The organism is Mesorhizobium sp. YC-39, from assembly GCF_025753795.1.
Taxonomy (GTDB): domain Bacteria; phylum Pseudomonadota; class Alphaproteobacteria; order Rhizobiales; family Rhizobiaceae; genus Mesorhizobium.
Window position 1 is genome coordinate 663,873 of the sequence record NZ_JAOWPS010000003.1, and the last position, 14,315, is coordinate 678,187.

12 protein-coding genes are annotated in these 14,315 nt (G+C 62.8%); 1 reads left to right on the plus strand and 11 read right to left on the minus strand.

The window, feature by feature from the left end; translation table 11 throughout:
• Positions 1-24: 24 nt before the first annotated feature.
• From OHD62_RS20040 to OHD62_RS20065, 6 genes are all read right to left on the minus strand, one after another.
• Complete coding sequence (locus tag OHD62_RS20040; protein WP_263785243.1) at positions 25-882, minus strand: carbohydrate ABC transporter permease; 858 nt, start codon at positions 880-882, stop codon at positions 25-27.
• Positions 882-1,811 (minus strand): carbohydrate ABC transporter permease, encoded by a 930-nt coding sequence (locus OHD62_RS20045; protein ID WP_263785245.1) that lies wholly within the window; start codon positions 1,809-1,811, stop codon positions 882-884. The genes OHD62_RS20040 and OHD62_RS20045 overlap by 1 nt, the downstream gene beginning before the upstream one ends.
• A gap of 215 nt (positions 1,812-2,026) precedes the next feature.
• A complete protein-coding gene (locus OHD62_RS20050; RefSeq protein ID WP_263785247.1) occupies positions 2,027-3,268 on the minus strand; it encodes an ABC transporter substrate-binding protein in 1,242 nt (413 codons plus the stop codon).
• A 63-nt stretch (positions 3,269-3,331) separates the two neighbouring features.
• Positions 3,332-4,375, minus strand: a complete 1,044-nt coding sequence (locus OHD62_RS20055) for a LacI family DNA-binding transcriptional regulator (RefSeq protein WP_263785250.1) — start codon at positions 4,373-4,375, stop codon at positions 3,332-3,334.
• Between the two features lie 223 nt (positions 4,376-4,598).
• Positions 4,599-5,090, minus strand: coding sequence for a hypothetical protein (locus tag OHD62_RS20060; protein WP_263785252.1), 492 nt, complete (start codon positions 5,088-5,090; stop codon positions 4,599-4,601).
• Between the two features lie 4 nt (positions 5,091-5,094).
• Positions 5,095-6,504, minus strand: a complete 1,410-nt coding sequence (locus OHD62_RS20065) for an AAA family ATPase (RefSeq protein WP_263785255.1) — start codon at positions 6,502-6,504, stop codon at positions 5,095-5,097.
• A 453-nt stretch (positions 6,505-6,957) separates the two neighbouring features.
• Here OHD62_RS20065 and OHD62_RS20070 point away from each other — a divergent pair, with 453 nt between their 5' ends.
• The gene (locus OHD62_RS20070) at positions 6,958-7,494 is read left to right on the plus strand and encodes a dihydrofolate reductase family protein (RefSeq protein WP_263785257.1); all 537 of its coding nucleotides are present in this window, start codon (positions 6,958-6,960) and stop codon (positions 7,492-7,494) included.
• Between the two features lie 232 nt (positions 7,495-7,726).
• Here OHD62_RS20070 and OHD62_RS20075 read toward each other — a convergent pair whose 3' ends face one another.
• The 5 genes from OHD62_RS20075 to OHD62_RS20095 form a co-directional block, all read right to left on the minus strand.
• Positions 7,727-8,596, minus strand: a complete 870-nt coding sequence (locus tag OHD62_RS20075) for a patatin-like phospholipase family protein (RefSeq protein ID WP_263785259.1) — start codon at positions 8,594-8,596, stop codon at positions 7,727-7,729.
• The gene (locus OHD62_RS20080) at positions 8,593-9,975 is read right to left on the minus strand and encodes a M16 family metallopeptidase (protein ID WP_263785261.1); all 1,383 of its coding nucleotides are present in this window, start codon (positions 9,973-9,975) and stop codon (positions 8,593-8,595) included. The genes OHD62_RS20075 and OHD62_RS20080 overlap by 4 nt, the downstream gene beginning before the upstream one ends.
• Positions 9,975-11,327 (minus strand): M16 family metallopeptidase, encoded by a 1,353-nt coding sequence (locus tag OHD62_RS20085; protein ID WP_263785263.1) that lies wholly within the window; start codon positions 11,325-11,327, stop codon positions 9,975-9,977. The genes OHD62_RS20080 and OHD62_RS20085 overlap by 1 nt, the downstream gene beginning before the upstream one ends.
• Before the next feature lie 330 nt (positions 11,328-11,657).
• Positions 11,658-12,212, minus strand: a complete 555-nt coding sequence (gene rsmD / locus OHD62_RS20090; RefSeq protein ID WP_263785266.1) for a 16S rRNA (guanine(966)-N(2))-methyltransferase RsmD — start codon at positions 12,210-12,212, stop codon at positions 11,658-11,660.
• Positions 12,209-14,284: a pseudouridine synthase gene (locus OHD62_RS20095; RefSeq protein ID WP_263785269.1), complete on the minus strand. Its 2,076-nt coding sequence runs from the start codon at positions 14,282-14,284 to the stop codon at positions 12,209-12,211. The genes rsmD and OHD62_RS20095 overlap by 4 nt, the downstream gene beginning before the upstream one ends.
• Between the last annotated feature and the right edge of the window lie 31 nt (positions 14,285-14,315).

The window sequence follows — 14,315 nt, forward strand, 5'->3', positions numbered from 1 at the left end:
GTCACTCCATTCGAATGCGATTGCTCACTTGATGGCCCCTGCCATGAGGCCGCGGATGTAGAAGCGCTGCAGCAGCAGAAAGAGGATCAGGCAGGGCACCATCATCACGGTGACGCCGGCCTGCACCGCGCCCCAGTCGATGGCGCCGAAGCGGCCGGACTGGAGTGCCGTCATCATGATCGGCAGCGTGAATTTCGACTGGTCGGTCATCAGCACCAGGGCGGCCAGGAACTCGTTCCAGGCCCCGAGGAAGGCGAACAGCGCGATGGTGACGATGCCCGGCCAGACCAGCGGCAGCATCACCTTCAACAGCATGGTGACGTTGTTGGCGCCGTCCATGCGGGCGGCCTCCTCGATCTCGCGCGGCACCGCGTCGAAGGCATTGCGCATCATGAAGATCGAGAACGGCAATTGCAGCGTGACATAGACGCAGACCAGCCCGGTCAGCGTGTTGTGCAGGCCGATCTTGGTCAGCACCAGGAAGATCGGCGTCAGGATCGACTGGAACGGGATCATGATCGTCGACAGGATGACGACGAAGAGCAGGTCCTTGCACGGGAAGCGGAAGCGCGAGAAGCCGTAGCCAGCAAGCACGCCGACGATGACCGACAGCACAACCGTCATCAGCGAAACGTAGAGGCTGTTTTGCGCCGGCAGCCACAGCCCGTCGCCGAAGGTGTTGAGCGTGGCGTAGTTCTCGACGGAGAAACCTGTCGTCGGCCAGGGCGGCAGCGGCGGCAGGCGCGCCTCGCCTGCCGGCTTGAAGGCCGACAGCACGGTCCAGACGATCGGCGCCAGGAACAGCAGCGAGGCGATGATGCCGGTCGCGTGCTCGGCAAAGCCAAGCCAGATGCGGCTGCTGCGGCTTCTTGCCTGCGCCATCAGTCGACCCCCTCGGGCTTGCGCAGCAGCCAGAGCTGGACGAGGCTGAGCGCGACCAGGATGACCAGCAGGATCATCGACAGGGCCGCGCCATAGCCCAGCTTGAACGACACGAAGGACTGGTTGAAGATCCAGTAGACAGCCGTCATCGTCTGATTACGCGGGCCGCCGCGCAGGATGATGTAGAACTGGTCGAAGGCCAGCACCGAGCCGGCGACCGACAGAATCAGCGCCAATGCCAGCGTGCGGCGCATCAACGGCAGAGTGATGGCCCTGAAGCGCGCGAACGGCCCCGCCCCGTCGATCATCGCCGCCTCCTGCAGGTCGGACGGGATCGACTGCAGGCCGGTCATCAGGATGATCATGGTGAAGCCGGCGACCTTCCACACGACCATGGCGATGATCGACCAGAAGGCTGGCTGGAAGGTGGCGAGCAGATTGACCTTCTTCTCGGTCAGACCGAGCTGGAAGGCGGCCGGGCTGAACAGGCCGGAATCGACGTTGAGCAGCCATGACCATAGCAGGCTCGCCGAAGCGAAGCCGACGACCGCCGGCATGAAAAAGGACGTGCGGTAGAAGCCGGTGAGCTGGCGCGGCCGCTCAATGAACAGCGCCAGCGGAAAGGCGACGGCAAAGATCGCGATGGTGACGATCACCGTGTAGTAGCCGGTGAAGCGCAGCGCGTTCCAGAACCTGTTGTCGCGCAGGATCGCCCAGTAATTGTCGAGGCCGATGAAGGAGTGCGCGCCCATCAGCGGCCAGTTGTGCAGCGACATCCACGCCGTCATGCCGAGCGGAATGATGAAGAAGACCGTGACCAGCGCCACCGCCGGCGCGACATAGAGCAGGCCGATCCACTGCCGGCGGCCGGCGCCGACCAGTTTTCGGCGGCGCGCGGGAGCGGCGGTGGTTGCTGCGATGGTGGTCATGCCGTGGCTCCAGTTGGGGCATCCCCCCTCCCCCTTGAGGGGAGGGTCCGGCCGAAGGCCGGGGGTGGGGTCCTGCGTGCGGTGCGCCGACATAGAGAGAGAACGTCGAGCACTGCCGCGATGCCCGACAGAGAAGAAGCGTCGAGCACTGCCGCGATGACCCCATCCGGACCTGCGGTCCGACCTCCCCTCAAGGGGGAGGTGGGCGTCGGCGCTTATTTCTGCGGCGCCTGGTCGATGATCGACTGCATGGTCTCCTGCGCATTCGCAATCGCGCCGTCGACATCGTCGCCGAAGAAGACCTCGTTGACCATCTGGTTCCACGGGCCGTTGGCGGAGTTGATCAAATCGTTGAACACCACCGAATAGGGCGTGCGGCCCTTGGCCATGGCTTCGGCGGCGATCTGGTAGCGCGGATCGAGATCTTTCAGCGCGTCCTTGGCAATGTCGCCGCGCACCGGCAGGCTGCCATATTTCGCCAGCAGGGTCTGGCCCTCGAGCGAATAGGCGAAGTCCAGGAACTCTTTCACCACCGCCAGCTTCGTGGTGCCCTTGGTGACGACGAAATTGTCGCCGCCGGCGAAGGACGACCAGCCGCCATCCTTGCCCGGCAGGAAGGTGACGCCATAGTCGACATCGGGATATTGCGTGTTGAGCGCGCCGATGGCGAAGGCGCCGGAGGGCGAGATGCCGATATTGCCGGCGGCAAAGGCGGCGAAGAAGTTGGAGCCGGTGTCGGTCTGCGCGCCAGACGGCACCAGGTCCTTCTTGACCATCGAGCGGTAGAGATCGATGGCGCCGCGCAGCTGCGGGCTGTCCAGCGTCGCCTTGGAGCCGTCCTCGGTCAGGATATCGCCGCCCGAGGCCCAGACCAGCGGCGTGAAGGTGAAGATGTTGCAGCCGCCGCAATTGCCGGAGAAGTAGAATCCCCTAATGTCGCCGCCGAGCGCGTTGACCTTTTCGGCGTCGGCTTCGATCTCGGCCCAGTTGGCCGGACCCTTTTCGGGATCAAGCCCGGCCTGTTTGAACAGCTTCTTGTTCCAGATCAGCACCGAGCTATCGGCCGAGAATGGCAGGCCGTAGATGCGGCCCTTGTAGGTGCCGGTCTTGACATGCGCCGGCGACAGGCTGGCGAAATAGGGCAACGATTTCGCCCAGTCGGTGATGTCCTCGAGCTGGCCGGCGGCGGAAAAGGCCGGCGTGTAGATCAGGTCGAGCGAGAGCGCATCGGGCGCGGTGCCGCCGGCGGCCGCGGCGCCATATTTCGGGATGATCTCGGCATTGGGGATGATGTCGAGCTTGATCTGATTGTCATGCCCTTTGTTGAAGGCATCGACGATGCGCGGCATGAAGTTCGAGCCGTCGGCGCGCACCCAGATGTTGGCGGTCTCGGCGGACATTGCAGGCAGTGCAAAGATGCTCGCGGCAAGCGCGAGCCCGGCAATCATGGTCTTCATGGTTCTCCTCCTCATGGTTTCTCCTCCCGGTTTGGCCGCGCCTCCCGCGCTACGGCCTTGAACTCAACCGCCCGGCGGACGGCCGCATGACTGACGCACCACCAGCCGGCACGGCAGTTTCCTGATGCCCGGTTCGGCGGGTTTGCCGCCGACGAGCGAAAGCAGGGCAAGCCCGGCCTCGCGGCCAAGGACTGAAAGATTCATGTCGACCGAGGTCAGCGGCGGGCGCGTCGCCTCGGCCACGATCTCCCAATTGTCGAAACCGATGACGCCGACATCGTCGGGCACGCCAATGCCGCGCTCACGCAAAGCATCGATGACGCCGCGCGCGATCTGGTCGTTGCCGCAGAAGACGGCATCGGGCGCCCCTTCCCTGCCGCCGCCGAACAGTTTTGCAACGGCCTCATGCCCCCAGGCTTCCGACCACGCGCCGAGCAAGGGCTCGCTGACCGGCAGGCCGTGCTCGGTCAGCACGTCGCGATGGGCCTCGGCGCGGGCGTGCACCACGGCGAAGCTCGCGGGCCCGCTGACATGGGCGATGCGCTTGCGCCCCAGCCGCCAAAGATGCTCGACCGCCAGACGCGCGCCACCCTCATCGTCGGAGACAAAAGCGATGGCGCCGGGATCGGGCTGGGTGAAGGCATAGATCACGGGAATGCGCAGATTGGCGAGATCGACCGGCAGGTGGCGGTCGATGCGCTTGCCGGTGGCGATGATGCCGTCGACGCGCTTGTCGAGCATGGCCTCGACATGCAGCTGGGCGAGCCGCGTGTCGTCCTCGACATTGCACAGGAACACTGAGACGCCGGCATCGACCAGCGCATCGGAAACGCCCGACATCAGCGGCAGCGAGAAGCGGCCATAGGTATCGTTGGTGAGCAGCCCGACGGTGAAGGAGCGCCGCCGCAACAGGCTCTGCGCCAGGCTGTTCGGCCGAAAGCCCAGCCGCTGCGCCGTTTCGCGAATGCGCTCGCGCGTCTCCGCCGTCATCCGCCCCTGCCCGTTCAGCGCCTTCGAGGCCGTGGCAACGCTGACGCCGGCGGATGCGGCCACCTCGCGGAGGGTGACGGGGGTTTTTGCGGGCGCTGGCGAGGCGTCGGAGGACATGGTGAGCGGCGAATTCCTTAGTTGGGAAAAGGTTTTCTCTTGTTGGCCTGCGAGGTGGTGACTGGTGAGGTCAGCGCGTGCGAGGCGATTTGGGAAAAGGTTTTCTCAAAAGGAGATTAGGGGAAGGTGGCGGGGATGGCAAGTGGGATAACTTGGCTATGGGCACCCCAAAATTGTTAAGTGCCACTTTCTACGCCCCGCCACGTCGGCAGTGGACCTAAGCTCACGCTATGAATTCTTCCGCACAAACAACATCGATTCCATATTGCCTTCTTAAAAATTTGGATACACATCCCCCATCTCTTTTTATCTTGATCTTCTCTTTTGCTTTACGTTTCTTTGCCTTTGGATCGAATAGATCTATATCTTCAGTAACGATGGTATCGGATTTCGCTCCAAGCGCTATAGCCGGCCACTTCAGATCGGGACTTGGAACCCCCATTTTTCGGAGTTCCTTTTCCGCACCACGATCCATCTTGAACATCACGATTACTTTGTTGACAATTTGATCAGCGATCCAGTCGCAGAGATTCAGGCCTACAGCCGAGGGGCGGCAGCAATCATTGTATTCCTGTAGCGCCTTGCCCTCATCGTCAATCGCAATGTATTCCCGGTCGATGGCCCTAGTTATCACCTTATAATAGGTGCCTTGGCGCTCATCGACGCGCTCTTCTTGAAACAACTTGAAGCAATTTGTGTCAATCACAGTAGACATAATTCTACCTTCTCACAGGATAAATAAAATTAAATGTCGGCTCTGATTGACGTCGGTCCTTTCGTGACGCTGCTTTTGCCAATTCGAAAGACTCGGCTTGTCTCTGAGGAAAAAATCCGCCCGGCCATGGTGGGATAAACGATCCGTCGCTGGCCACCTTGATTGGGGTTACCCTCTTCAGGCCATCATCATCTTGAACGTAGAATATTCTTACCGAATCTTCGCTGATGTCCCCCGACGCGACGTGTGTCGCTATCCTAAGTACAAGATTATCGCTATGAGTTTCTATGAAAACTTGACATTTCAATTTTGATAGAGAAGCAAAGAACGAGCCAAGCGCCGCCTGAGCATTCGGATGCAAGTGTATTTCTGGCTCTTGGATCAGTAAAGTTGGGCTTATTGTGGCGCTCGCCCGCCTGGCTCGATTGCTCAGCTCAATCCCAGCAACAAGAACAGGCAGTACCTGACTACAGCCAAATCCAACGTCACAAATATTGTGATCGGACCCATCCCTCCCGACGACCACCAATTCGAAGTGCCGTTCAGTCAGGTACTTCACTTTAATTCCGGACGCTATTCCAGTCGCCTGAAGCCATTTCGAGATTTCATCGACCAAACCAATCTGTTCACTACCTCGCTTTGATGCATCACTGGCGAGCATCGTGACGGTGTTTTGACCAAATCTGCCGATTTTGGACGCAGTTTCCCCCGATTGAAGATACGTCCTTTGAGGCATTTCGCGGAACGCGCCCAGAGTGTCATAGTTGCGAAAACTATCCAGTAATATTCGTCTAAAATTTGATATATGGCGCTCCTGAACACGAAGAAAATTGAATATTTCTTGAGAAAAATTCGACCCCGAAGACATTCTTGATAGTTGATGGTATTTAAATGCCTCTTGAAATAAAGGTATAAATCCTATCAATCTCGGCCTAGATTTCTTTATGCCGATGCCTAGTGAATCAATATCCTTTCCACCTATCATAATCGTGTATCTGTCTTTTGAAGAGGTATATTCGTACACCGGTCGCCCCGCACTCATCAACTTAAGCCTAGAAAGCTCCACCTCGCGGCGTTGAGCGCGATACTTAAGCTCGAACTCGTAGGAGAAATCTTCTACATTCAATGAGAGGCGAATAGGCGTGTTGGCGCGACCGCCGTGGACCATGTCCTTGTACGTGCCAAGCTGATCGAACGGCCCATTCAGGATAACGGGACCGCCGCCAAAACTGTCAGTCGTCAGCGACTGGGCCAGTAAGTTTATGGCGCTCAGAGCACTTGACTTACCGGAATTGTTCGGCCCAACAAATATGTTCAATCTAGAAAAATCGAAGGCCTCTGATTTAAAAGCCCGGAAATTGTTTAATTCAAGTCGAGACAACAAGGCCGTGAGTCCCCTTTTCGGTGCGCCCACGAACGTCCATGCGGCGCATGTTACAAATGCTCGTGGTTAGCGATTCCATCCCCGTCGGCGATTAACGTCATCCGTATTCTGGAGCCTATATGACTTTGCGTTTGAAACAATCCTGAGACACCAGTCACATAACATCAAATCACTATACGATCATGTTGGATGAGTATTTTCGACCGCTGTCCAGGAATAACCTTGAGGGGCTTCTCTCTGCGTCGGGTCAAAGCGCCCATAGCGGACAAACAGCCCTAACCGCCTCCACGTGTCTCTCATGCCCGGTCCCCAGCATGTTGCGAGGGCCCAGTATGTTGACAATGATCAACTGCAATCGCGCCGAGCGTTAGGGGTTCGAGGCTCGTGCCTGACGTTGGCTACCACAGCAAAGCGCGACGCTATTTTTCCCAGAGGCTGTCGCAAACGGCCAGCGCCATCCGTCCTTTGGCCAGGGAGAGCGCCATGAGAAAACTTATCGTCACCGAATTCATCAGCGTCGATGGCATTGCCGAGGTCGAGAAGCTGCCTGGCGTGACCTGGAACGATGAGATGAACAGGTTCAAGGAGGATGAGCTTGCCGACAGTGGCGCCATGCTTTTGGGGCGCACGACCTATGAGATTTTTGCCGGCTCGTGGCCGAAGGAAACCGGAGACTTCGCCGAGCGGTTCAACGCGCTGCCGAAATATGTCGCCTCGACCAGCCTGAAGGCGCTCGACTGGAAGCCGGCTGAGCTGCTGAAGGGCGCCTTGCCGGATGCGGTGAGGGAACTGAAGCAAGGCAGCGGCGGCAACATCTATGTGCATGGCAGCCTGAGCGTGGCGCAGGAATTGCTTCGCCATGGGCTGGTCGACCGCGTCAGGCTGCTCGTCTATCCCGGTGCTGTTGGTGAGGGGAAGAGGCTGTTCCCGCCGGGTGAGAAGGTGGCGCTGGAGCTGGTTTCGGCGACGCCGTTCGGCAATGGCGTGGTGGCGCTGGAGTATGCGCCGAGTAAGGCGTGAGGCGGGGCGCCTATGAAGGCCAATCTCCCCCCTTGTGGGGGAGATGCCCGGCAGGGCAGAGGGGGGCGCGAAGGAACGCAAGCGTTTGAGGTTAGGCGGCGATCGGCCGGCAATTTGGCGTAGCGGCGCAAGTGGCGATTTCGTTGATAGGCTGGCGGGACAGCGCCCCCCTCTGGCCTGCCGGCCATCTCCCCCACTTGGGGGGAGATCGGCAGCTTCGGCGCGCCGGGTTCTACCCTACCCTCTTCCCACGCCGACCCTTCACAGCCACCCCCGCCCTCGCCTCCATCACCGCCTCAATCTCCCGCTTCAGCTCGTCCTTGATATCGACCGTTTCGCTCATCAGGGCGTCGATCTTCATGAAGTCGAGCACGCGGTATTTCGAGACGGCCGGGCGCACCAGTATGTCGGGGCGGCACTGTTTCAGCTTGTGAGCTGTTATCGACTGCATCATCAGTTGCGTGGCGCCGAACATCAGGTCGACGGAGGTCGGGTGCTTGCGCTCGGCCTCGGTCGGCGCACCGACGACGTCGACGGCGATGATGATGTCGGCGTCCTTTTCGATGAGATCGAAGGGCACGGGGTTGTAGATGCCGCCGTCGATCAGCAGGCGGCCGTCGCGCATCACCGGGCGGAACACGGCGGGAATGGCGGCCGAGGCGGCAAGTGCGGAATGCAGATCGCCGTCGCTGATCACTTTCAGCTTGTGGCCGTAGTAGTCGGTCGCCGTCACCTTCAGCGGGATCTTCAATTCGGCGAAGGTCTCGGGGATCGCTTCGGGCAGAAAGGCCTTCAGAATGCGCTCGACATTGAACTGGCTGACGCGCAGGCCGCCCTGCAGCGCCTCGGCGAAGGTGCCGGGCCTGGCGCGCCACATGCGGGTGGCCACCTCGACGCGGCGCGAGAGGATCGAGCGCGTATAGTCGTGCATCTCCTTGCCGGTCATGCCCGCGGCCATGCCGGCGCCCATGATGGCGCCGATCGAGGAGCCCGATATCGCCACCGGCCGGATGCCGAGCTCGTCCAGCGCCTCGATGACATGGATATGCGCCAGCCCGCGCGCGCCGCCGCCGCCAAAGGCGATGCCGAAGGTGGGGCTCATCCCTTGCCCCCGAGCGCCGGCCCGACCACCATGATCGACGGCTCGGCCGAAAGCAGCTTCTTCGCCACCGCCTTGACCTGATCCAGCGTCACGCCGTTGATGAGCGCGGCGCGGCGCTGGATGTAGTCGATGCCGAGCTTGTCCAATTGCAGTTCGAGCAGCGTCGCGGCAATCGAGCTGGAAGAATCCAGATTGCTGATGGCATAGGCGCCGACCATGTATTTCTTGGTCGCCGCGAGTTCGGCCTCGGTCGGGCCCTCATCGGCCATTTCCTTGACCACCTTGCGCACCAGCGCCAGCGTCTCGGCCGCGCGGTCGGAGCGCGTCGCGGTGGTGACGATCAGGGCGTTGGCATGCTGGTGGTCGACCAGGCCGGAGCTGGCGCTGTAGGCCAGGCCGCGCTTTTCGCGCACTTCCTGGTAGAGGCGCGAGGTGAAGGCGCTGCCGCCGAGGATCTCGTTCATCAGCGCGGCGGCGAAGAAATCCGGCGCCTGGCGATTGACGCCGGGGTAAGCGAGCTGCAGCGACGTCTGCGGCAGGTCGTAGTCGACCTCGACATGCTCGCCGAGCTTGGGATCGATATCGGCGACGGGGGCGAGCGTCTGCTTTTGCGGCAGATCGCCGAAGACCGCGTCGAGCTTCTTCTTCAGCGTCTCGGCGTCGATGGCGCCGACCACCGCCACATGCAGGCCGCTGCGGGCGAAGTTCGCCTTGTGGAAGGCGGCGAGATCGGAAGGCGTGATGGTGGCGATGCTTTGCCTGGTGCCCTGGTCGGGCCGGGAATAGGGATGCGCGCCATAAATGGCGCGTAGCCATTTGGTCTGGGCGATGGTGTTGGGGTCGCGCTCATTGGCGATGATGCCGGACAGGACCTGGGCGCGGATGCGGTCGATCGGCGCCTGGTCGAAGCGCGGGTGGTTGAGCGCCATGCCGAGCAGGCCGAACGCGCCGTCGCGCTCTTCGGCCAGCATGCGCATCGAACCATAGGTGCCGTCGCGCCGCGCATCGAAGCTCATCTCGGCGCCGACCTCGTCCAGCTTCGCCTGGAAGGCCTCGCTATCGAGATCGCCGGCGCCCTCGTCGAACAGGCCGCTCATCAGATTGGCCAGTCCCTCCTTGCCCTCGGGGTCCTGCGTCGAGCCGCCATCGAACACGAAGCGAATGGCGATGATCGGCACGGAATAATCCTCCACCAGCCAGGCGGTGATGCCCTTGGGCGAGGTCACCTGCTGGATGTTCATCGCCGCGCGGGCGGTGAGTGGGGGGAGGATGAGGAAAAGGAGGGAGAGGAGCAGCGTGACGAGGGCGAGCGCCACCTTCCCTTCTCCCCTTGTGGGAGAAGGGAAGAACCGCCGGCGCGTGGAGATCAAGCTCATCATCAATTCCCCGCCTGTGTCTGCGGCAGCAAATAACCTGTCGTCGAATGGTCGAGCTTGAGATAGCGCGCGGCGACCGCCTTGACCTCGTCGGCGGTGACCTTGCGGATCCGGTCCGGCCATTCCTGGACATCCCGGACATTGCCGCCGGTGGCCAATGTCGCGCCATACATGTTGGCCATGTCGTCCTGCTTGTCGCGGGCGAAGATCATCGACCTGACATAGCGGTCCTTGGCCTTCTCCAGCTCGTCATTGCTGACGCCGCCGCTGGCGATGCGGGCGATCTCGGCGTCGACCGCGGCCTCGACATCAGCCAGCCTAGCGTCGCCGCGCGGCGCGCCATAGACGGTGAAATTGGTGGCGTCGAGCATCGAGCCCTGGAAATAGGCGCCGGCATCGGCGGCAATGCCCTGTTTGACGACAAGCTGCTGGTAGAGCCGGCTGCGATTGCCGCCGCCAAGGATCTCGGCCAGCAAATCCAGCGCTTCCGCCTCGCCGGGCTTTGCCGTGTGATAGGACGGCACCACCCATTGCGTCGTAAAGGCCGGCACGGAAACGCGCGCGTCGGTCAGCGTCACCGTGCGCCTGGTATTCTGCTCCGGCTCGACCGGACGGATGCGCGGCGGCAGGTCCGGGCCGCGCGCGACCTTGCCATAGGTCTTTTCGGCCAGTGCCTTGACCGTCTCGGGCGTGACATCGCCGGCCACGATCAGCACCGCGTTGTTGGGCGTGTAATATTTGTCGTAGAAGGCCTTGGCGTCGGTGCGGTTCAGCTGCTCCATCTCCTGCATCCAGCCGATCACCGGAATGCGGTAGGGCTGGTTCTGCCAGAGCGTGGCGTCGACCTCCTCCTCCAGCACCGCCTGCGGGTTGCTGTCGATGCGCGAGCGGCGCTCCTCAAGGATCACGTCGCGCTCGGTCTTGATGACATCGTCGGTGAGGATGAGGTTGCGCATGCGGTCGGCCTCGAAGCTCATCATCTCACCGAGCGCAGACGGCGCCACCGTCTCGTGGAAGGCGGTGTAGTCATAGGAGGTGAAGGCGTTGTTGGAGCCGCCGATGGCCGAGACGGCGCGGTCGAACTCGCCAGCGGCATGGTTGGTCGTCGCCTTGAACATCAGATGCTCGAAGAAATGCGCAATGCCCGATTTGCCCGGCGGCTCGTCGGCGCTGCCGATCTTGTACCACACCATATGGGTGACGATCGGAGCGCGATGATCGGGGATGACGACCACCTCCATGCCATTGTCGAGCAGGAAATTGGTGACCGTGCCATCGTCGGCGGCAAGCGCCGGGCCGGTGAGCGCCAGCGCGGTCGTCAGCAGCGTTGTGCGCAGCCATTCAGAAGGTTTCATCGATGGCTCCGGTTGTCATGGCGGACGATAGGCAGGGTTGATGGCCGAGGCAAAGTGAATTGTTCGTCATTTTGAAGGCGGTGCGCTTCCTTCCATGGCGGCCGACGGCCGCATCCGGCAACAGTTGGCGTTCCTTCGCGCCCCCCTCTGTCCTGCCGGACATCTCCCCCACACGGGGGGAGATTGGCGGTTTCAGCGCTCCGCTCATCCTGCAATGCCGAAGATTGGCGAAGGCCGGCGTGACGTCCAATCTCCCCCCTCGTGGGGGAGATGTCCGGCAGGACAGAGGGGGGCGCGAAGGAACTCGACCTGGCGGGAGCCAACACCGCCTCACCCAACCTCGATAAACCGGATGACCGTCTCGCCGTAGTTCCGTTCATCCGCCACAGCAAAACCCGGCCCAACCTCGAACGGCGCCGAAGCCGCCTCCTCGACCACGCAGAGCGCACCCGGGAGCAGCCAGCCGCCGGCCCTGGCCGATCGCAGCGCGCGTTCGCCGAGGCCTTTGCCATAGGGCGGATCGGTGAAGACCAGACCAAAAGCCGCAAGCGTGCCGGCCTCGCCCAGGGCGGTGGCGTCGCGTCGAAAAATCTTGGTGCGCCCGGTCAGCCCAAAAGCCTCGACATTGGTGCGGATCAGGCCGCGCCCTTCGGCCGATTCCTCGATGAAGACGCCATAGGAAGCGCCGCGCGACAGCGCTTCGAGGCCAAGCGCGCCGGTGCCGGCAAAGAGGTCGAGCACGCGGGCGCCTTCGAGGTTTTGCGGAAAGCGATGCGCCAGCACGTTGAACACCGCCTCGCGGGTGCGGTCGGTGGTCGGACGGATGGCATGGTCGCGCGGCGTCGCCAGCGGACGCCCGCGAAACTCACCGCCGACGATTCTCATCTGGTTCTGGGACCCTTGGGGCCGCCGCGCGGCCTGTCGCCACCAGGCCTGCCGCCCTCCGGGCGATCCCCGCGCGGCTTGCCGAATGGCTTGGCGCCAGTCGGCTTGCCATAGGCCGGCTTGAACGAGGCCTTGCGCGCCTTGGTCTCGGCCGCCTTGGCCGCATCGGCCTCCGCCCTGCCCTTGCCTATGGGGCGCGCGCCAGGCGCCATCCAGACATTGGCCTTGCGCTGGCCTGGCGGCTCGATCGGCCGCTGCTCGCGCTCGGATTTCTTGCCGCCGCCCGGCTTGCCACCAAAGCGGGGCTTGTCGCCAAAGCCGCCACGCGGTTTGTCGCCGAAGCCGCCGCGCTCGGCTCTCGGGCCTCGCTCGCCAAAACTCTTTTCCGGCCGCGCGCTTCTTTCGGGACTTGTCGAGAGCTTGCCCAGCGCCTCGTCGCGGCTGCCTTCCCTGCGCTTGCGGTTCTTGATCAGCCCGCCCTCGCCGATCGGCCGGCGCTCGCCGTCGCGGGTGAATTTCGGCCGCTCGACCTCTTCGGGGCGCGGCTCGGTGCGCCGCACCGGCTTGTTGGAAAACGGTTTCTGGATCTCGGCATCGAAATTGGCGCCGGATTCCTCGACCAGGCGCTCGCCAAGCTGGTCGCGCAGCACGCGGCCCTTGATCTCCAGCACATGGCCCTCCGGCAATTCGTCGAGCTGGAACGGCCCGTAGGAAATGCGGATCAGCCGCGTCACATCGAGACCGAGGGAACCGAGGATGTTCTTCACCTCACGGTTCTTGCCCTCGCGCAGGCCAATGGTCAGCCAGGCGTTCGAGCCCTGCTCGCGGTCAAGCGACGCCTCGATCGCGCCATAGAAGACGCCGTCGACGGCAATGCCTTCGCGCAGACTGGCGAGCGCACTTTCCTCGACCTTGCCGTGGACGCGCACGCGGTAGCGCCTCAGCCAGCCAGTGGCCGGCAGTTCAAGCACGCGCGACAGGCCGCCATCATTGGTCAGCAGCAGCAGGCCCTCGGTGTTGATGTCGAGCCGGCCGATCGTCATCAGCCGCGGCAAATCGGCCGGCAGCACGTCGAACACGGTTTTGCGCCCCTCGGGGTCTCGGTTGGTGGTCACCACGCCGGCCGGCTTGTGGAACAGGAACAGCCGCGTGCGCTCGATCGGCGGGATCTCCATGCCGTCGAGATGGATGATGTCGCCCGGCATGACGTTGAAGGCCGGCGAGGTCAGAGCCCGGCCGTTGACCTTGACGCGGCCGGCCGCGATCAGTTCCTCGGCATCACGGCGCGAGGCGAGGCCAGCGCGAGCCAGCCGCTTGGCGATGCGCTCGCCGGGCTCTTCCGTCGCCTCGGCGGGACGCGGCCGCGGCTTGAAGCCGCTTTGCGGCCGATCTCCGCCGAAATCGCGCTTTGGACGATCGCTGAAATCGCGTTTGGGTCGGTCGGCGAAGTCGCGCTTGGGCCGATCGCCGGCGTCGTGCTGTGCGCGATCACCGAAATCACGCTTGGGACGCTCAAAGCGCTTCTCGCCACCCGCTGCCGCGGCAGCCGGCCGGTCGCCACGCGGCTTGAAGTCGCGTTTCGGCCGTTCGCCCTCCGTTGCCATCGGCCGGTCGCCCCGCGGCGCATAAGGCTTGCGCGGACCCTCGCGCTTCTCATAGGGCTTGCCTTCCGGGCGCGGACCTTTGTGGAAGGGTCTTTCAGCGCGCGCTTCGCCTGGCTCACGCGGCTTGTACTCACGCTTGAAATCGCGCTGCGGCCGCTCGCCTTCGGCGGCCATCGGCCGATCGCCGCGCGGAGCATATGGTTTGCGCGGACCTTCGCGCTTCTCGAAGGGCTTGCCTTCGGGACGCGGGCCTTTGCGAAACGGCTTGTCGCCGCTTTTGAAGTCGCGCTTCGGCCGCTCGCCCTCGGCCGCCATTGGCCGGGCGCCGCGTGGCGCATAGGGTTTCTTGGCGCCGAAAGACGGCTTGCCGCCCTTGCCGGCGCCGCCATCACGGCGCGGCCCCGCCGCATTCGAACCGCTTTTGCCCGGACCTTTTTGGCGCGGAAATTTCTTGTCGTTGTCGTCCATGTGGCCTTTGCTCGTTTGCGCGGGTAGATAA

Excerpts from the sequence above, each read along its gene's own strand:
- OHD62_RS20045 (WP_263785245.1), bottom strand. The coding sequence starts at position 1,811 with ATGACCACCATCGCAGCAACCACCGCCGCTCCCGCGCGCCGCCGAAAA.
- OHD62_RS20055 (WP_263785250.1), bottom strand. The coding sequence starts at position 4,375 with ATGTCCTCCGACGCCTCGCCAGCGCCCGCAAAAACCCCCGTCACCCTC.
- OHD62_RS20040 (WP_263785243.1), bottom strand. The coding sequence starts at position 882 with ATGGCGCAGGCAAGAAGCCGCAGCAGCCGCATCTGGCTTGGCTTTGCC.
- OHD62_RS20070 (WP_263785257.1), top strand. The coding sequence starts at position 6,958 with ATGAGAAAACTTATCGTCACCGAATTCATCAGCGTCGATGGCATTGCC.
- OHD62_RS20095 (WP_263785269.1), bottom strand. The coding sequence starts at position 14,284 with ATGGACGACAACGACAAGAAATTTCCGCGCCAAAAAGGTCCGGGCAAA.
- OHD62_RS20075 (WP_263785259.1), bottom strand. The coding sequence starts at position 8,596 with ATGAGCCCCACCTTCGGCATCGCCTTTGGCGGCGGCGGCGCGCGCGGG.
- rsmD (WP_263785266.1), bottom strand. The coding sequence starts at position 12,212 with ATGAGAATCGTCGGCGGTGAGTTTCGCGGGCGTCCGCTGGCGACGCCG.
- OHD62_RS20085 (WP_263785263.1), bottom strand. The coding sequence starts at position 11,327 with ATGAAACCTTCTGAATGGCTGCGCACAACGCTGCTGACGACCGCGCTG.
- OHD62_RS20050 (WP_263785247.1), bottom strand. The coding sequence starts at position 3,268 with ATGAAGACCATGATTGCCGGGCTCGCGCTTGCCGCGAGCATCTTTGCA.
- OHD62_RS20080 (WP_263785261.1), bottom strand. The coding sequence starts at position 9,975 with ATGATGAGCTTGATCTCCACGCGCCGGCGGTTCTTCCCTTCTCCCACA.
- OHD62_RS20060 (WP_263785252.1), bottom strand. The coding sequence starts at position 5,090 with ATGTCTACTGTGATTGACACAAATTGCTTCAAGTTGTTTCAAGAAGAG.